At 49.1% G+C, this 17,412-nt stretch carries 15 protein-coding genes and 2 pseudogenes; 6 read left to right on the top strand and 11 right to left on the bottom strand.

Annotated elements, in window-relative coordinates; translation table 11 throughout:
• Window positions 1–127: 127 nt before the first annotated feature.
• A complete protein-coding gene (locus M1D61_RS16175; protein WP_458119673.1) occupies window positions 128–565 on the top strand; it encodes an HD domain-containing protein in 438 nt (145 codons plus the stop codon).
• A 181-nt stretch (window positions 566–746) separates the two neighbouring features.
• Here the strand turns inward: M1D61_RS16175 and M1D61_RS16170 are convergent, their stop codons facing one another.
• Entirely contained in the window at window positions 747–1,733 is a 987-nt protein-coding gene (locus M1D61_RS16170) for a Gfo/Idh/MocA family protein (RefSeq protein ID WP_458119672.1), read from the bottom strand.
• A gap of 344 nt (window positions 1,734–2,077) precedes the next feature.
• Here M1D61_RS16170 and M1D61_RS16165 point away from each other — a divergent pair, with 344 nt between their 5' ends.
• The 3 genes from M1D61_RS16165 (at window position 2,078) to M1D61_RS16155 (ending at window position 6,741) form a co-directional block, all read left to right on the top strand.
• Entirely contained in the window at window positions 2,078–4,783 is a 2,706-nt protein-coding gene (locus tag M1D61_RS16165; protein WP_458122532.1) for a PAS domain S-box protein, read from the top strand.
• A 173-nt stretch (window positions 4,784–4,956) separates the two neighbouring features.
• Window positions 4,957–5,601, top strand: coding sequence for a cyclodeaminase/cyclohydrolase family protein (locus M1D61_RS16160; RefSeq protein ID WP_458119671.1), 645 nt, complete (start codon window positions 4,957–4,959; stop codon window positions 5,599–5,601).
• A gap of 126 nt (window positions 5,602–5,727) precedes the next feature.
• Window positions 5,728–6,741: a G5 domain-containing protein gene (locus tag M1D61_RS16155; protein ID WP_458119670.1), complete on the top strand. Its 1,014-nt coding sequence runs from the start codon at window positions 5,728–5,730 to the stop codon at window positions 6,739–6,741.
• Window positions 6,742–6,749: 8 nt separating this feature from the next.
• Here the strand turns inward: M1D61_RS16155 and M1D61_RS16150 are convergent.
• The 9 genes and pseudogenes from M1D61_RS16150 to M1D61_RS16110 all read right to left on the bottom strand — a co-directional run.
• Window positions 6,750–6,895, bottom strand: a pseudogene (locus M1D61_RS16150) (MBL fold metallo-hydrolase); the annotation flags it as partial.
• A 62-nt stretch (window positions 6,896–6,957) separates the two neighbouring features.
• Window positions 6,958–7,131, bottom strand: a complete 174-nt coding sequence (locus tag M1D61_RS16145; RefSeq protein WP_458119669.1) for a hypothetical protein — start codon at window positions 7,129–7,131, stop codon at window positions 6,958–6,960.
• A 370-nt stretch (window positions 7,132–7,501) separates the two neighbouring features.
• On the bottom strand, window positions 7,502–7,720 hold the full coding sequence (locus tag M1D61_RS16140; protein ID WP_458119668.1) for a hypothetical protein: 219 nt from the start codon (window positions 7,718–7,720) through the stop codon (window positions 7,502–7,504).
• Between the two features lie 2 nt (window positions 7,721–7,722).
• Window positions 7,723–8,541, bottom strand: a complete 819-nt coding sequence (speD, locus tag M1D61_RS16135; RefSeq protein WP_046213004.1) for an adenosylmethionine decarboxylase — start codon at window positions 8,539–8,541, stop codon at window positions 7,723–7,725.
• Window positions 8,542–9,086: 545 nt separating this feature from the next.
• Complete coding sequence (locus M1D61_RS16130; RefSeq protein ID WP_458119667.1) at window positions 9,087–9,365, bottom strand: SunI/YnzG family protein; 279 nt, start codon at window positions 9,363–9,365, stop codon at window positions 9,087–9,089.
• 134 nt (window positions 9,366–9,499) lie between these two features.
• Window positions 9,500–10,879: a sensor histidine kinase gene (locus M1D61_RS16125; protein WP_458119666.1), complete on the bottom strand. Its 1,380-nt coding sequence runs from the start codon at window positions 10,877–10,879 to the stop codon at window positions 9,500–9,502.
• Window positions 10,876–11,649, bottom strand: a complete 774-nt coding sequence (locus M1D61_RS16120; protein WP_458119665.1) for a response regulator transcription factor — start codon at window positions 11,647–11,649, stop codon at window positions 10,876–10,878. Before M1D61_RS16120 ends, M1D61_RS16125 begins: the two co-directional genes overlap by 4 nt.
• A 332-nt stretch (window positions 11,650–11,981) precedes the next feature.
• Window positions 11,982–12,371, bottom strand: coding sequence for a hypothetical protein (locus M1D61_RS16115; protein ID WP_458119664.1), 390 nt, complete (start codon window positions 12,369–12,371; stop codon window positions 11,982–11,984).
• 211 nt (window positions 12,372–12,582) lie between these two features.
• On the bottom strand, window positions 12,583–13,902 hold the full coding sequence (locus tag M1D61_RS16110; protein WP_458119663.1) for an amino acid permease: 1,320 nt from the start codon (window positions 13,900–13,902) through the stop codon (window positions 12,583–12,585).
• Between the two features lie 138 nt (window positions 13,903–14,040).
• Here M1D61_RS16110 and M1D61_RS16105 point away from each other — a divergent pair, with 138 nt between their 5' ends.
• On the top strand, window positions 14,041–14,955 hold the full coding sequence (locus tag M1D61_RS16105) for a LysR family transcriptional regulator (protein WP_458119662.1): 915 nt from the start codon (window positions 14,041–14,043) through the stop codon (window positions 14,953–14,955).
• A 37-nt stretch (window positions 14,956–14,992) separates the two neighbouring features.
• Here the strand turns inward: M1D61_RS16105 and M1D61_RS16100 are convergent.
• Window positions 14,993–15,410 (bottom strand): annotated as a pseudogene (locus M1D61_RS16100) (SDR family oxidoreductase).
• Window positions 15,411–15,607: 197 nt separating this feature from the next.
• Here M1D61_RS16100 and M1D61_RS16095 point away from each other — a divergent pair.
• The gene (locus M1D61_RS16095; RefSeq protein WP_458119661.1) at window positions 15,608–17,062 is read left to right on the top strand and encodes a family 43 glycosylhydrolase; all 1,455 of its coding nucleotides are present in this window, start codon (window positions 15,608–15,610) and stop codon (window positions 17,060–17,062) included.
• The last annotated feature ends 350 nt before the right edge of the window (window positions 17,063–17,412 follow it).

Genomic DNA, 17,412 nt, shown 5'->3' with positions numbered 1-17,412 from the left:
ACAGGATATGATCCAGTCAACTGTATACACACGATTAGCCGGATGAGCTGATTCATCCGGCTAATCGTGTGTAATAATTAACATGCAGAGCTTTTCGTCTATTTTAAATCAAAGGATGTGAGTATGAATGAGCAATCTGGAAAGAGCCATTATTCTTGCGACCCGCGCACATTCCGGGCAGAACGACCGTTCAGGTCAGCCGTATATTTTGCACCCGCTGCGCGTCATGCTCAAAATGAGTTCGGAAGAAGCGCGTATTGTTGCTGTCCTGCATGATGTGCTGGAGGATACGGATGTAACCACCCATGATCTGTTAGCCGAAGGCTTCTCCGAAGAAATCGTTGAAGCGATTCAGGCGATGAGCCGCCGGGAAGATGAGTCCTACGAGGACTTCGTTCTCCGGGCCAAGCAGAACTCCCTGGCGCGTACCGTCAAAATGGCAGACATTGAGGATAACATGGATCCTTCGCGTAATGTAGAGCCTTCTGAAAAAGACATGGAGCGCCTCAGCAAGTATGGAAGAGCACTGGATGAACTGATGACCGAAAAGGAAAACGTACACTGACAGAGTCATACTGTTGAAAAAACGCACTGCTAACGCATTTGAATAACTGGACGTTTTTTGTACCATGTGGTTGGATGAGCAACCATTCTATACATTAAAATCAAAAAAAGGAAGGCTACCCTTTGAGGTGTAGTCTTCCTTTTGCATGCTGCGGAGAGAATAAAATATTCCAACCGGTTATTCATTTATGGTCAGCCGGATAGATCAATCCCAGCTGCTTGCGGGCTTCTTCCATAATCTCTGCTGTAATCAGGGAATGCTCCCAAGAGTTGATACTCGATTCCTGACGACCCTCGGCGATCACATCGAGGAATTCACGAATCTCGTAATACATTGGTGGTTCGTACTGGGTCACATGCAGCTCTTCCGTATAACCGCCACGATAGGTCATCACAATCTGGTTCGGCTCGCTGATCTTGTCGATCCGGATGCTGCCCAGTTCGCCCTGGATTTCGGAAGGAAGGGAAGAGTCGGTGATTTTGGAATACATCACAACCGCATCCATATCATCATAGGAGACGACAATGCTGCCTTCACCGTCCACGCCGGATTCCAGCATAACACCGGTTGCTTTTACCGTGTTGGGGCGACCAAACAGAGCCACCAGCGGATAAATGCAATAGACACCCAGATCCATCATCGCACCGTTGGAGAACTCGGGCTTGAAGGCGTTCTGGATATTGCCTTCCTTATAGGCATCATAACGGGAAGAGTACTGACAATAGTTGGCGAAATAGCGACGTACCTGCCCAAGCTTGGGCAGACTGTTGCGCAATGCGGTAAAGTTCGGCATCATCGTCGACTTCATCGCTTCCATCAGCACCACATTGTTCCGTCTGGCTGCATCAATCATGGATTGTGTCTCTGCTACATTCGAAGCCAGCGGCTTCTCGCACAGCACATGCTTGCCATAATTCATACAGAGAACAGCTTGCTCCGCGTGCAGGGAATTGGGACTGGCGATATAGACGGCATCAACCTGTCCGCTGCTCAGCATCTCCTCCAGATCCGTGAACAGATGATTGATTTCATGCTTGCGGCCGAACTGCTGGGCGCGTTCCGGCGTGCGCGAATACAGTGCAGTCAGTTCAAAATCATCATTACGTTTGGCGGCTTCAATGAATCGTTCCGTAATAAAATTAGTACCAATAATACCAAAGCGGACCATACCATCGTCCTTTCTGTAAGTGTGATAAAGACATACGGCTTCCAAATAAGTTCCAGCCATTATCGCGTACCGTCTAATTATACCCGACTTGCAGGGAACCTGACAAAGTGTTCTTGAAGATTGCGTCTGTTTTGCAGATCCGATAGTTCCGGTTGGCTGTCAAAGGGAATGGCTCTCCTTTGGAAATGTGGTCTAAATAAGGAATAAGGCTGGTTTTTTGACAATTTTCCCATTATTATTGGATGTAATCTATACATTAATAACTTAGATGATTTTGGAATAATAGATTGAGTCAAACTATAGGGAGAGAGGCATTTTTGAAACAGAATCATACAGAACTACTTATGCAACTGATTTCAGAAAGTGTTTTACAGGATTCATTATTTACTCAGTCGCCGGATGGTATGCTGATTCTTGATTACTCAGGAATACTGGTCTGTGCGAACCCTGCCATTCAGCATATGACAGGATATGATTTTGAAGAACTGTATCTTCTAATGGAGAGGCCTGCGCAGACCTGTAGTACGATAGAGCCTCTGCAGTCTTCGATTAGCCAGGCATTGGAGGGCGAGGCTTCAACCATGGAACTGGAAGCCTTGCATAAGAACCATTCCAAAATCTGGCTGCAGATTACATTTACCCCCATCTATCACACCGGAGAGATTATAGGAATTTATGGTATCTGTCGGGATATCACCTCGCAAAAAGTGATGGCCAATCAGGTTCGGCAAAGCGAAAAGGAATTCAGGCTTATTTCTGAGCACTCTCTTGATTTTATTTCCAGACATATGGCGGATGAAAAGGCTGTTTATTTGTATGCGTCACCTGCCTGCAAAACCATACTCGGATATAATCCCGAAGAATTGATAGGGAAAAGTGCATACGATTTTTTTCATCCGGATGATGTTGAAGCGGTAACCCGTTATTTGGAAAGGATTCTAAGTATAGAAGGTTCGTACACGGTATCCTACCGTATTCGCGCCAAAGACGGACATTATGTTTGGATCGAAAGTACTGGACGATATAGCTACAATGAAGAGACAGGCGAAATTGAGGAGATCATTGCGGTATCACGTGATATCACTGATCGTAAAAAAGCAGAACGTCAATTGCAGGAAAGTGAGCAGCGTTACAAGTCACTGTTTGAATACAATCCTGCAAGTGTCTACTCTTTTGATCTGGAAGGGAATTATACCTCCAGCAATGCAAATCTGTCACAGCTGCTCGGTTATTCGATGGAAGAGATCAGTCGTATGTCGTTCCGGGATATTATTGTGCCCGATAAAATAGAAGAGACAAATTTCTATTTTGAGGCAGCACGCAATGGAGCTCCCCAGAACTATGAAACAACCATTATTCATAGCAGTGGTAAATTTATTGATATCAGTGTTATTAATGTCCCCATTATAGTGGACTCCGAGATCGTAGGTGTATATGGAATCGCTAATGATGTTACAGAGCGTAAGGAATATATACGTCAGTTGGAGAAGCTGGGATATGAACATGCAATGATCCTCAGTTCCGTATCCGAAGGCATATTCAGATTGAACAAAGATGGAGAAACCCTATTTGCTAATCCGGCAGCACTTCGCATGCTGGAATTCAATCAGGAGGAATTTATTGGTCATCAAGGCCACCATATTATTAATCCGTCTGCACCGGGAGGTGTGCCCTATTCCGTTGAGGAATGCCCGATCTGTTTAACAATTCGTGATGGTATTCCACGCTCCATCAAGGAAGGAATCTTCTGGAAAAAAAGCGGCTCCAGCTGTCTGGTAGAATATAATATAAATCCGGTTATCGACAAAGATGAAATTCAGGGAGCAGTTATTGTATTCCGGGATATCACCAATGAGCGGGAAGTGCTTCGACAAAAAGAACTGGCTGAGCAGGCGGCTTCAGCCAAATCCGATTTTTTGGCGATGATGAGCCATGAGATTCGCACGCCCATGAATGGTGTATTGGGGATGACCAATCTTTTGCTGGACACGGATCTTTCGGAGACCCAGCGGGATTACGCGGAGATTATACGGAACAGCGGAACTTCCCTAATGCGCATTCTGAACGATGTGCTGGATTTCAGTAAAATTGAAGCAGGGAAGTTCTCACTGGAGCCGGAAGAGTTTGAATTACGGGCGCTGGTCGAGAATATTGCAGAATTGTTTGCTCCTGGCGCCATAGAAAAGAAACTGGATCTATCCTGGTATGTATCGCCCGATATCCCATCTAAGGTCATCGCCGATCCTGACCGTTTGAGACAGATTCTGAGCAATCTGGTCGGCAATGCTATTAAGTTTACGGACAAAGGAACGGTAGGTATCATCGTTAATAAGTTATACAAAGATATTGAAAGAAAACGACTGATGCTGGAATTTTTGGTCGAAGATACTGGTGTGGGAGTTGCGGAAGATAAAAAAAGTCTATTGTTCCAGTCGTTCTCTCAATTGCATCCGGCATTGAATCGCAAATATGGAGGCACGGGATTGGGGCTGTCCATCTGCAAAAAACTGATTGAGTTGATGGGCGGGACGATTCAGGTAGAGAGCCGTGAGAATGTGGGTTCCATTTTCCGCTTTATCCTGCCTTGCGGCTGGATAGATACAGAGCGACATGAGGCAGAGTCAGAACAAGCAGCTGATGTCGATTTTGAATCGATCAGTCAAGATCATGTGGATGTATCCGATTTGTCTATTCTGATTGCAGAAGATCATCCCATTAATCAGCAACTGCTGGAAGATATCATACGGAAATTCGGCTGTCACGTTGATACAGTCAGCAATGGAGTGGAAGCCTATGCTGCCATTGTGCGGCATCATTATGATCTGGTGTTCATGGATATTCAGATGCCCATGATGGATGGTATCGCGGTCTCCAATCTGATCCAGCAACTGCTGCCACCTGAATCGCGGCCATCAATTGTGGCAGTTACAGCCAATGTAAGTAGTGATATTCAGGCTGAATGTCTGCAAAGCGGAATGCTGGATTTTATTTCCAAGCCTATTCATCCTGCCGAAATCCGGAGAGTACTGGTTGAGCAGAAAAGTAGGTAGAAAGCTGCATTAAACGATCATCCGCACCAATAAAGCGATCCTCTGCATCAAAGATTGCCTGGTGCTCATAATTATGCCTCTACCACTGGTTTTTGAAAGGTAGATTTTCTATTCCGATAAAACGGGTAAGTAACATACAGAAAGACCAGGCTTTGATTATGGGAGGGATCGGAATGAATACAGTATCATGGGATGAGCCTCTACGCAGAATTATGGAACAGCTTGCCAGATCGGAGCCTACGCCCGGAGGTGGAAGTGTATCCTCGATTGTCGCAGCACTAGGTGCAGCGATGACGTCAATGACAGCTAACTTTTCCCAGGGAGAAGAATATGAGCAGATTGAACAGCATGTAGCCCAGGCGCTGCAGGATATGGAGTATATATCTTCGGCTTGTGAGTGGTTGATGGCCAAGGATATCGAAGCTTTCGGGCAGTATATCGAAGCGTTGCGGATGCCTCACCGAACTCCTGAACAGCAGGAAGAACGCCAGGAGACCGTATATGACATGAAAATCCAGGCGATCGATACACCATTGAAACTGATGGAGTGCTGTCTGTACGGGTTATATAGTGCGGCTCCGTTGATTGATATATGCAATCATACCGTATTGTCCGATATCGGTATCGGCATCATTCTGTTCGAAGCAGCCGCACGGTCCTCGATGCTGACAGTTCAGATTAACCTCGTCACTCTGCAAAATGCAGAGCAGCGGGCAGCCTATGAACGCCAATGTACGGAATTGATGGAAAAGGTCAGTGAGCGGCGCAGCGTACTGCTGGAGCAAGTTCAGGCTCGTATTCTGGCACGTATGGTCTAAGCTATTGGCAAATAAACATTTTGTAGGCTATACTATAGACAATAAAATTAATGATTCGGAACTGGAAGCACCAGACTCCTCACTATGGAGTCTGGTGCTTTTTTGTTGTGAAAGGAGTCGTCTACCATGTATTACCGCTATCCTGTACTTGCGCCTGTGCTGTTATTTGTAGGTGCCGTATTTCTGATTGGTGCTATGCTGCTGTATATGTATTCGGCTGTAATGCAGCCAGAAGATCGTTCTCCAACAGCGGCAGTAGTCTCTGTTCTGGCGGATGGACGTCAGTATAGTGTCCGGACGTACGGCAGTACAGTCAGCGATGTGCTTCGTCAGCAGCATATCGAGCTGGCACCTGATGATCTGCTGCAGCCAGAGGCCGCTGCGCCGCTTCATAACCGGATGACCATCCGCATTACCCGGGTAACCCGTCAGCAGATAGTCACAGTAGAACCTATTCCGTATGAGACGGTCTATTATAATGATCCACAGCTGAAACAGGGAAAGCAGCGGATTATCCAGACCGGTCAGACCGGCCTTGTGAAAATGACCCTGCTGGCTGGAATGAAGGATGGAATAGCCGTATCCGACCAGATCATTTCCAGAGAAACGGTGCAGCCTTACCATCCGCAGGTGGTTGCTGTGGGTACACAAGAACCTGAACCCATCCGGCCGGGTGTATCTGTTCCCGCATCCGCTGGTATGGAGATAGATCATGATCATTCCGGCAGCAGTTCTGATCCATTCGTTCCTTCCCGGCAGCCAGCCGATTCACAGATCATAGCCGATGCGGCGTCATTGCCTGTGAAAGCTTACCGCTATACACTTCAGACTGAGCTGACTGCCTATACGGCGGGGCTGGAGAGTACCGGCAAGCAGCCGGGAGATGCCGGTTATGGAGTGACCGCCTCCGGAGCGATCGTAGCCGAAGGACAGACTGTCTCCGTAGATCCCCGGGTGATCCCTATAGGTTGGTGGATGTATATCGAAGGCGTTGGCTACCGCAAAGCGGAAGATACCGGTAGTGCGATCAAAGGCAATAAAATAGATGTATACATGAACAACCTGGATGCAGCCCGGTCATTTGGACGGAAATCAGGCGTCAGGGTGTACGTCATCGGACCCGACCAACCGGATACGTAACGCAATTGCGGGAGATGAGGTCCTTGTAAGACACCGTCCACACTATACATGGAATCGCCGGCTGCCAGAGTCTTGCTCTCTTTTAAGTAAAGGCTGATATGACCGGGGGATGTCCGGGTGTGAAGATGATCTGGATTCCGCCGCAAAAGGGAAGTACCTCGTCACCAGGCAATGTTTTGTCCACTCTTTCTCTGGGAGAATGATTCACTTGATTCATTATGTCTTGACGTATGTCTCGGCCTCATTCATCGCTGTCCGGATCACGGGGGTGCCCATGTCAATCAGCACAGTATGATCCCCGTCCCAGACAAGCGTGGGATTCAGCTCCTGAGGACCGGCGAAAGATTCAATCTGAAGTTCAAGCATGGTTACTCCATTGGCAATTTTCATGGTTTGTTCTCCTTTTCGGATAGTATAGTTTAGCCAGCAATTAAGAAAACGAATAAGTATAAACAATAGATACGGACTTATCCAAAGTTATGGGATATATGGAGGGCTACGGGACATATTCATGCTGTAAAAGCATAACAAAAAAGACACCGATTGAAGTCGGTGCCTGTCCGAGGGAAGTATTTTCGGATCTTCTAGAGATCGTCATATGTATTCCCAAATACATAATTAAGTGTATAGTCCGCATAATAGGATTCAGGCTGCCATTCCCGCAGCATTTCACGGCTGCCGACATACAGAATCTGCTCATCTCGGATCAGCTATTCCAGCCCGTACTTAGTTTCCCAGTTACAGTCCAGCTCTACATGAATCATCGGTCTGTCTGTACAGTCTCTTCAGCAGAGATTGATGGAATTGATAGAGCGAGCGGCTGGATCAGCGGCAAAATGTCTTCTGGCCGATTGATCTCCAGCGGAGTCTCTGTGTCCATCAGGTGCACAGAGACATTTCGCTGAAATAGGAGAGAGAAAAATTGTGCTTCACGATAACCTTCATGATGCTGCACATCAGTCAGTAGTTCGTGACTCATTCCTACTCGTCCTTATCGTCCATATTTTTGGCGTAATAGATTTCATCCATTTCGCGGGTCAGTCTTTTGGTGATCTGTGCCTGTTCTTCCTCGGAGAGAGACTCCTTGGTATAGCCGAATAGATAGTTGTCCAGATCGAATTTTTTCAGTTTGCATTTGGTGTGGAAAATATTTTCCTGATATACGTTCACATCGATCATATGGTACATATCCTGAACCTCGTCCGGGATAAAGTTCTGAATGGAACTGATATCATGATCGATAAACAGCTTGTGGCCTTCGATATCACGCGTAAAGCCGCGAACCCGGTAATCCATCGTCATAATATCCGTATCAAAGGAATGGATCATAAAGTTCAGCGCCTTGAGCGGGGAGATCTCGCCGCAGGTGGACACGTCAATATCCGCGCGGAACGTACTGATTCCTTCGTCAGGGTGATATTCCGGATACGTATGCACCGTGATATGGCTTTTGTCCAGATGCATCAGTACATGCTCGGGCAGCGGACCTGGTGATTCTTCAAATGAAGCATTCGGCGCCGTCTCTACCGGTCCTTCGGAGATCAGCATCGTTACACTGGCACCCTGTGGTACATAATCCTGCTTGGCCACGTTCAGTACGTGAGCCCCGATAATGTCTGATACATTGGTCAGAATTTTGCTCAGGCGGTCGGCATTGTATTGCTCATCAATATATTCCAGATATGCTTCCCGTTCTTCTTTGGTCCGGGTGTAGCAGATATCATACATATTGAAGCTGAGTGATTTGGTCAGGTTGTTAAAATTGTGCAGCTGGATACGTTCTTGCTTGGTTAACCCCATATTGGTTACCCCCCTGTTATCAATGAGTGTGGGTGTATGGATGTTGTTGATGTCATAGATGAGATACAAGGATTGGATGGACAGCCATCAACTTAGCCAGTCAGCATAATCGCATATGCGCCCCGGTTGAAACACTGTTAATTTACCCAATCTACTCATTCAAAAACAGAAGCCGATCTTGCCGGATCTGATCCGGGATGCTGCTGAATCTGCTCGGGAATCTGTTGATCACATACGCACCCATGATAACAGATGATGTACAGGATATCCAGAGCAGCTTGTTTATCTTGTATGTATACGGCGGATGATGGCAGATGAGTAGACCCGCCGGGAAATCAGTCTTGTCCCTGGAGGAAGGTTTATCCGGGGGCGAATCATTAAATAGCTTCTGCGGTATGGCCATCCTTTTCCAGTCCGGAAGCAGGCAGACGACGCAGCTCAGCCTGCAGCTGGTTACACAACCATCTGCCTGCAGGTCTGGAAGGATGTCATGAAATGACGAGTCACAAATAGCAGGGGAAAGGGACCAGGGATTCAGACACTGCTTAGACTGGTGTTTTCAGACTATGGCTGCCGAATTGGGATTTGTTCATAACAGAGATATACTTGTCGTTCAGTATGAGATACGTATCCGGCGACGTCTGAATGACGATCCGCTTCCGTGTGCCATACGGGCACTTGAGCAGAGCCGGATGGTCATCAGAACTGAATACATCTTGATCAACAGCGACATGGACGGCCTCACCGAGAGGGATTTCAATCTTGGATCGCTGCCAGTCAATGACCAGCTGCTCTTCATCGCGGGCAACTCTGATACCAGACATCGTAATTCCTCCTTTTCCACGTGATCGGGATGTTGGATCTGCATAGAGGCTGTCTAATCAATGGATAGCACACAGCGTCTCAGCAATGATTATACAGCCTCTATACCATTAGATTACCCAATCAGACCATGGTGTCAAGCACCTTTATGAGGATATGGCATGATTGGATCAGGTGAAGATGGGACAGGATGAGTCCGATAGTGAATCAGGGTAAAGCGGGCGCCTCCGATCGGTGACGTGCCGCAGAATAGTTCAGCGTGCAGCCGGGAAGCGATCTGATTGCTGATTGCAAGTCCCAATCCGGTCACTCCATTGATCCCGGCATAATAACGCTGGAAAATATGCTCTTGCTCTTCGGGGGCAATACCTGGTCCATCGTCATCCACATGGATAATCCAGTCAATCTGAGAGTGCTCCGGCTGTTCCAGGGAGAGAATCACCTGCTCTTTCGTATGGCGCACCGCATTTTGCAGCAGATTCAGCAGTACCTGAAACAGTTGTTCCGCCGCTACCTCGACAGACTGTGATTCACCCTGTACACTCAGCTGAATTCCCTGCTGCTGCGCATTGGGGAGCAGCAGATACACCGCTTCTTCAAGCATACTACGCAGATCAACCTGGGTGATCGGCCATTCCTCATCCACGCTCTCGAGGCGGGACAGCTGCAGCAGCTTGCCCACCATATCGATCAGACGCTGTGACTGAGTCGAGATAATATGCAGTCCCTGTTCCGTTGGCAGCACCTGATCCTGTATCGCATATACATATCCCTGAATGGACATCAAGGGTGTCTTGAGTTCATGGGAGACATTTTGCAGAAATTCCAGCTGGTGCCGATGATGAAGCTGCAGCCGGTTGGCCATCAGCTGAAAGGTGCTGATCAGCTCGCCGATCTCGGTGTGATCCGCCTGCAAAAATGGCTCCTTGCTCATACGATGGGGTTCATAGGCGCTGACCGCTTCCTTTAACCGGTTAAGCGGCTGAACCATGCGCCATACGGCAAACAGACCAATCAGCAAAATCACGATAAAGCTGGCCGTAATCGACAGCAGGGTTGTCCGCAGCAGCGGGATATAGAGCGCCCGCAGCGAGGAGAGCGGCGAATACAATATGACCCGGAACGGCTGATGCGTCAGCCTGGCTTCACTGTACAGTACCTTGGTATCATGCAGCTGCATAATGCCTTCCCGATTAGCCGGGAAGCCGTTCATCTGTGTGCCGACTTCAGCGGAATTGCTGGAGGCGACCACTTTATTTTGCATATCCAGCACAAAATAATCTGCATAAAACAGTGTGTCTTTGATAAAAAAGCGGAAGCTGTCGCTGTCCAGACTGTCCATATCATCGGTATTCAGAATATGCACCGCCTTGATCGTCTGCTCATTGAGCTGATGTTTGACCTGATTCAGCAGCAGATCATCGATCAGCCGGATAAACAGCAGTACGGTAATGGCGACCGTCACCAGCATGCCTGCGCATAGCGCCAGCAGCATTTTGCTGCGGATCGTTTTCATGATTCATGGACAGCCGCTTTGTAGCCGAAGCCCCAGACGGTATCAATCGTTAATGTAGAGTGGTATTGCACGAGCTTTTTGCGGATTCGTTTGACCAGATCATCCACGACACGCACTTCACCGAAAAAGTCGTAATTCCAGACCTGCTGGATCAGCTGTTCCCGGCTGAACGGACGCTGCAGATGATTGGCGAGAAACAGCAGCAGTTCGAATTCACGTGCAGTCAGGGACAATTCATGTCCCTGTACCATCACCTGACGGAACTCTTCGGAGATCTGCAGATTGCCGGCGCTGATATAGTCAGCGTTCAGTGGACATGGCGTTTCATCCGTCAGATGCCCGGCTGCATTCACAGCGTCCGCAGATTCCGATGCCGATAGAACGGCGGCTTCAGCGGCCAGTTTGCTGCTGTGGATTAACCGGAGCATACTTTTGACCCTGGCGACCAGCTCGCGTGGATTAAACGGCTTGCTCAGAAAATCGTTACAGCCTAGCTCCAGCCCATTCAGCCGATCGACTTCTTCTCCGCGTGCAGAGATCATAATGATGGGAATCTCGGTAAAGGTCCGCAGCTCGGTCAGCAGCGTCAGCCCATTGATGCCCGGCATCATAATATCGAGAATCAGACAGTCCGGCTGCAGGGCACGTACATGCTCCAGCAGCTCTCGTCCGTGTGCGAACGAAGACACTTCATATTGTTCCTTGATCAAATAGCTGCTGATCAGTTGGAGGATGTAGGGATCGTCATCCACGACAAATATACGGGTCATGCCAAGCCCACCTTTACAGGGAAATAAATAGCACATGTACGATAGCAGACGCTTATGTAAATGTTAATATAACAGATGAATAGAGAACTTTTCAAAGTTGGAAAAGTCTTCCGGATAATCTGAATGATTGCAATCACAACCAGAGCTGGATGATGCCAAAAAGACGGAAACTCTTCAGAAGAGCATTCCGCCTTTTTGCAGCAAGTTTTAGTAACCGTTCAACCTTTTCAATCGGGAATCATACCTGAATGATAAAGCGTTAGCGTGTGAGCATAACGCAGTGTATTTACAATATTCCTCTTGTGTAAGGCAGTGTGTTTACAGTATCACTTTTATTTGTGTGTGGACGGTTGGGTTGTTGTTTGGTGTGCAGTACGTGCTTTATGGGCGGTATGTTTGGCTTTGTGAGCGGCTTTTTTGTGTACTCTTACTTTGTGAGTGGCGGATTTGCCTGCTTTGGTTTTGTGTGTTTTGGCTTTATGAGTCACTTTTTGGGCTGTGGAATGAGCGGCTTTTTTGGCAGCGGGTGTTTTCTTGGTAACCGGCGCTTTTTTGCTCATGGTGCTGGACGTTTTGGAAGTGACAGGTGCTTTGGCGGATTCCACTTTTTGGGCTAGTTGTGCCGGAGTGGTAGTAGGGGTAGCCGCGAATACGCTGCTTGCTCCTCCGAGTACAGTTACGGCTGTTAACAATGCTGCTGCGTTTTTAGACCATTTTTTCATCAGGGTCACCTCATTAGTAGGATATAAGCAATCAGTCAGCCGGAGTGAGGGGCAAAGATACTGTCCGGGTGGGGACGATCTGTATCTGTCCTGTATCCGTCGGTGTCAGGCACTCGCTCTCGAATGACTGACTGCTGATTTAAGTTCATCTTACCAGTCGATTATGTGAGAACCGTGGGAGAGATGTGTGAAAAGTATATGAAAAAGGTCTTCAAAAAATATGCGCTGTTCCACGTTTAGCACGCAGCCACAGAATCAGCAGGAAAACAGCCGCTATTCCAACCGGATACACAATAGCCCAGCCGGAAAAAGGAAAAATCACTGCTGTTGAAGCAAACGAAATCCAGCTGATGACCACGCCTGTCCGGTATCCGCGCAGCAGTCGTATACCGGCTGCACAGCCTGCCAGATAGGTCAGAATAAAAGCGGCATTGGGCAACTTAATCAGCACGGACAGCGAGAGAACATGACTGCCGTACAGCAGCAGTACAATGGCAAAGCATCCGGTCAGAAAAGCCAGACCACCTGCCGGTGTCCTATATCGCTGAGACAGTCTGCTCATCCAGCGCGGTGCAAAGCCCTGCCGGGACAGTGCATAGGCGACCCGGGAAGCGGCGCCGACATAGGCAATAATAGTAGCTGTACAGATGAACAGGCCGGTGAGTCCGGCGAGTACGGCGCCCCACGGACCGAGCGTGAGGCTGATCATCCATACGAGCGATGTATCCGGGCCGCCATGCAGATAGCTCTGTGTACCAACTGCCGCGAGGGCAGTCAGAAAATACAGAATGCCCACTATCACGGCAGCAATCATAATTCCCCGCACTGCTGCCTGCTGCGGATTACGGAATTCTTCGGACATATGGGACACCGCTTCCCAGCCGATAAAGCACCAGAACAGCATCGCGGCAGACTGTCCGACCGGTAGCCATCCATGCGGCAGAAACGGGGTAAAGTGAACCATCTGCATATGCGGCATGGCCGCCACAATGGCAAAGGTCAGTACGGCAATAATGGAGAGCACAACAGCGATCTGAATGCGGCCTGCCAGCTGCATTCCGATCCAGTTGGCGACCAGCCCGGCAGCGAGAATCAGCGCAGCCAGCAGAATGCGAACGGAGTCGCTCCATCCCATCGCTGCTGTCATATAACCGGCACCGGTCAATGCAGCGACCGGTGCACCGATCGGTACAGACATAAGGAAAAACCAGCCTGCCAGTGCTCCGGCACGCGGACCAAAGGCGAGCGTCACAAAATGCGATACACCGCCCGCATTCGGAAAGCGGGCAGAGAGCAGACCCATGGACAGCGCCATCGGCAGAATCAGCAGCGTCATAAAGCCCCAGGCAATCAGTGAAGAAGGGCCGGACATTTCTGCAGCCAGACCGGGAGCGATCAGTATGCCGGAGCCGAGTACAGCACCGATATACAGCGCGACCGCCTGCGACATACCGATCGAATGCCGCAGCTCCGGCTGCTGTGCGGCTGTATGGCCAGTGTAGGGAGGAGTGTGATCAGGTAGAGATGACATATGCTTTCCTGCTTTCTTGTAATTTTCTACAGGTTAGCAGATAATAGTCCCATCGGAAAAACGGAAGTTATGAATGACATCCATCGCTTATGCCGATGGATCATTATAAAACGGATCAGATGAAGGAGTGAAACGGGAATGGAATCGAGACATTTGTTTACTTTTCTAACGGTAGTAGAGACCGGCAGCTTCACCCGGGCAGCGCACAAGCTCGATTATGCACAGTCCAGTATTACCGCGCAGATTCAGGCACTGGAGCAGGAGCTGAATACGCCGCTATTTGACCGGATCAACAAGAAAATACTGTTGACCGATGCCGGACGCCGCTTGCTGCCGTATGCCCAGGAGATTGCCCGGATGCATGATATGGCGCGGGATGTAGTGCGTTCGTCGGATGAGCCGGGAGGAACGCTGAATATTGGTGCGCCGGAATCGCTCGCCGCCTCGCGTCTGCCGGACATTATTCGGGAATTCCGCCATCGCTATCCGAATGTACGCATGATTCTCAGACCGGGCAATTGCACAGAGCTCAAGGAGCAGGTGCGCCGGGGCGAGCTGGATATTGTGTTCACCCTGCTGCCGGAAGAGGGCGATCGGGATCTGCATATGGAGACACTGGTCGAGGAGCGCATGACGCTGATCGCACCGATGGATCATCCGCTCGTGCTACAGCCGCAGGTGCTGCCGGAACATCTGCGGCTGGAGACCATTTTGCATACGGAGACAGGCTGTCTGTACCGCAACCTGTTCGAGCAGCATTTGAACCGGCATGGTATCTTTACAGATCCCAGTCTGGAGTTCTGGAGTATCGAAGCGATCAAGCAGTGTGTGATGTCGGGTCTGGGTCTGAGCTTCCTGCCGATGATGACGGTCCGCAGAGAGCTGGAAGAAGGCAAGCTGGCTGCGCTGGCGTGGAATGACGACAATCAGCGCGTCTGCACCCAGATGGTCTACCATCTCAAAAAATGGCAGTCGCCGTCATTCAATGCCTTTGTGGAGCTGGCTCGCACGCATGCCGTTCGCTGGCGGGATGAAATTGGAGTCGGTATATAGAAAAGTAAAGGTGCCAAATAGCGAAGCTTGTGTGAGATCAGCGGATAAATCCACCTTCCGAATGAATAATCTGACCGGTAATCCACTGCGCCTCTTGACTGGCAAGAAAGGCGATCATTCGAGCTGCATCCTCGGGTGTACCGATACGACCCATTGGCAATTGGGGCAAAAGATATTCTTGTATCTCATCATTCATCCACGTTGAATCGGTCGGTCCGGGATTGACCGCATTTACCGTAATCCCCAGCAGAGCCAGTTCACGGGACAGGGACTTGGTAAATGCCGAAATCGCCCCCTTGGTCGCCGCATACGCCAGCTCTCCCGGCATCCGCATTCCAGTAGGTGAAAAAGATATCCACGCCCTGTGAAGCCAGCTTGCGGCAGATCGCAGTCCCCATATCCTGCGGACTACTTGCCTCTGTAACCAGTGTGATACGTCTATCGGTATGACTCATGCTCATCGTCTAACCCTCCCGGATCATGGGAAGCAGATGGAAGACCAACTAATATTCAGCGATCCAGCATAGGCAATTCTTCCTTTATATTGGGCAGCATTTCCCTATTCTATGATTGTAAGCGTTTACAAAAGTTCGTAGAATAAGCATGTATTCCACCAAAGCTGTCTATACTATCCAAGCAGGAGGATGAGTGTATGAAAAAGATCACCCGTTTATTCCCGTGCAAGCTGCTGCTCACCAGTCTGGGTCTGCTGCTCATACTGACCGGCTGGGGAGCCGGAAGCCAGCATGCTGAAGCAGCCAGTACGACGATCACCAACGGAACAGACTGGAAAGACACCGCAGGAAATCCGATTCAGGCGAACAGCGGCAATATTCTCAAAGTCGGTTCTACATATTACTGGTATGGAGAGCACGCCGTCAGCGGCAAATTCGACAAGGTCAACGTGTACACCTCCACCGATCTGAGAAACTGGACATTCGGCCGCAGCATCCTGACCAAAAGTTCCGCCGCCGAGCTCGCCTCCAGCAAAATTGAACGCCCCAAAGTCATTTATAACAAAGCCACCGGCAAATATGTAATGTGGGCCCACTACGAGAATGGCAGTGACTATTCACTCGCCCGCGTTGCCGTGGCTACCAGTGATAGACCGGATGGAGACTTTACCTATCTGGGCAGCTTCCGCCCGCTCAATTACGAATCCCGGGATATGACGGTATTCGTGGATACGGACAATCAGGCGTATTTGATCACTGCTTCCCGCCAGAATAACGGCGGTGCCAACAATTCCATGGCGATCTTCAAGCTGAACAGTGAGTATACGAATGTGTCTTCCTTTGTCGGCTGGGTATTCGAGGGCGCCTACCGGGAAGCGCCGGCAGTAGTGAAGAAAGGAAGTACCTACTATCTGTTCACTTCCCAGGCATCCGGCTGGTATCCCAATCAGGGCAGCTACGCAACATCTTCGTCGATGACAGGCAGCTGGTCCGCGCTGTCACCATTCGGAGATCCATCCGCCTATGCGACACAGATTCACTCGATTGCGACCATATCGGGCAGCTCGGGCACCAGCTATATTTATATGGGCGACCGCTGGAATCCGCTTAATCTGAGCGATCACAAATTTATCTGGCTGCCCCTGACGCTCAATGACAGCGCCCGTACCGCTTCCCTGAATTGGTACAGCAGCTGGAATATCGATGCCGCTTCCGGACAGGTTACACTTCCGGCACTGACCAATCATGCACAGGGTAAACCGGCGACAGCGATCTCGGCAGCAGGTTCGTCTCCTGCTTCCAATGCCAATGATGGCAATGCCCAGTCTGCCTGGGCGGCAAGCTCCGCTGCATGGCCCGCCTGGTGGCAGGTCGATCTCGGTACATCCCAAAAGATCAGCGAGATCAACATTTCCTGGTTCCTGTACAAGGGATCGGAAGCCTATTACAAATACAAAATTGAATACAGCAATGATGGTGTCAATTACACGACGATTGATCGCACGGGCAATACAGCCTACGGATTCACTTCGGATGCCGTATCATTTACTGCCCGTTATGTACGGATCAATATGGTTAATGCCGTGCTGCACAATAATCCGAACAACTGGTACACACCGACCCTGCATGAAGTGCGGTTGATGGGGAACTGACAGGAGGGATGCATATCTGCATAAGGTAAGCCTTTTATAACAATGGATAAGTAAAAATAAAGCAGCCAGCAAGCCAGGCAATCGGTCGGCGGATTAAATGCGCCGAGTGATTTGTCCGGCTTGACGGCTGCTTTTTATATGGAACCCAATCGGCAATGATTAAAAATGGAAACACAAGAGCATAAACATAGAAGCACAAAAACACGTAAAATAAACAATAAAAAAAGCTTGCAATTGATCAATAGAGGCGTTATATTATAAATATCTTAAGATTAAGATTTATTAAATAGAGATTACGGAGGAAGTACAGATGATTATACTTCAAAAATTTCTGTAGAACAGGGTGAGCG

The organism is Paenibacillus sp. Z6-24, assembly GCF_054161335.1.
The sequence above is the reverse complement of the archived record's forward strand: the minus strand, read 5'-3'. Positions and strand labels throughout refer to the sequence as shown.

Bases quoted from the DNA above. Each gene is read 5' to 3' on its own strand.
- M1D61_RS16175 (WP_458119673.1), top strand. From the start codon at position 128: ATGAGCAATCTGGAAAGAGCCATTATTCTTGCGACCCGCGCACATTCC.
- M1D61_RS16170 (WP_458119672.1), bottom strand. From the start codon at position 1,733: ATGGTCCGCTTTGGTATTATTGGTACTAATTTTATTACGGAACGATTC.
- M1D61_RS16165 (WP_458122532.1), top strand. From the start codon at position 2,078: ATGCAACTGATTTCAGAAAGTGTTTTACAGGATTCATTATTTACTCAG.
- M1D61_RS16160 (WP_458119671.1), top strand. From the start codon at position 4,957: ATGAATACAGTATCATGGGATGAGCCTCTACGCAGAATTATGGAACAG.
- M1D61_RS16155 (WP_458119670.1), top strand. From the start codon at position 5,728: ATGTATTACCGCTATCCTGTACTTGCGCCTGTGCTGTTATTTGTAGGT.
- M1D61_RS16145 (WP_458119669.1), bottom strand. From the start codon at position 7,131: ATGAAAATTGCCAATGGAGTAACCATGCTTGAACTTCAGATTGAATCT.
- M1D61_RS16140 (WP_458119668.1), bottom strand. From the start codon at position 7,720: ATGAGTCACGAACTACTGACTGATGTGCAGCATCATGAAGGTTATCGT.
- speD (WP_046213004.1), bottom strand. From the start codon at position 8,541: ATGGGGTTAACCAAGCAAGAACGTATCCAGCTGCACAATTTTAACAAC.
- M1D61_RS16130 (WP_458119667.1), bottom strand. From the start codon at position 9,365: ATGTCTGGTATCAGAGTTGCCCGCGATGAAGAGCAGCTGGTCATTGAC.
- M1D61_RS16125 (WP_458119666.1), bottom strand. From the start codon at position 10,879: ATGAAAACGATCCGCAGCAAAATGCTGCTGGCGCTATGCGCAGGCATG.
- M1D61_RS16120 (WP_458119665.1), bottom strand. From the start codon at position 11,649: ATGACCCGTATATTTGTCGTGGATGACGATCCCTACATCCTCCAACTG.
- M1D61_RS16115 (WP_458119664.1), bottom strand. From the start codon at position 12,371: ATGAAAAAATGGTCTAAAAACGCAGCAGCATTGTTAACAGCCGTAACT.
- M1D61_RS16110 (WP_458119663.1), bottom strand. From the start codon at position 13,902: ATGTCATCTCTACCTGATCACACTCCTCCCTACACTGGCCATACAGCC.
- M1D61_RS16105 (WP_458119662.1), top strand. From the start codon at position 14,041: ATGGAATCGAGACATTTGTTTACTTTTCTAACGGTAGTAGAGACCGGC.
- M1D61_RS16095 (WP_458119661.1), top strand. From the start codon at position 15,608: ATGAAAAAGATCACCCGTTTATTCCCGTGCAAGCTGCTGCTCACCAGT.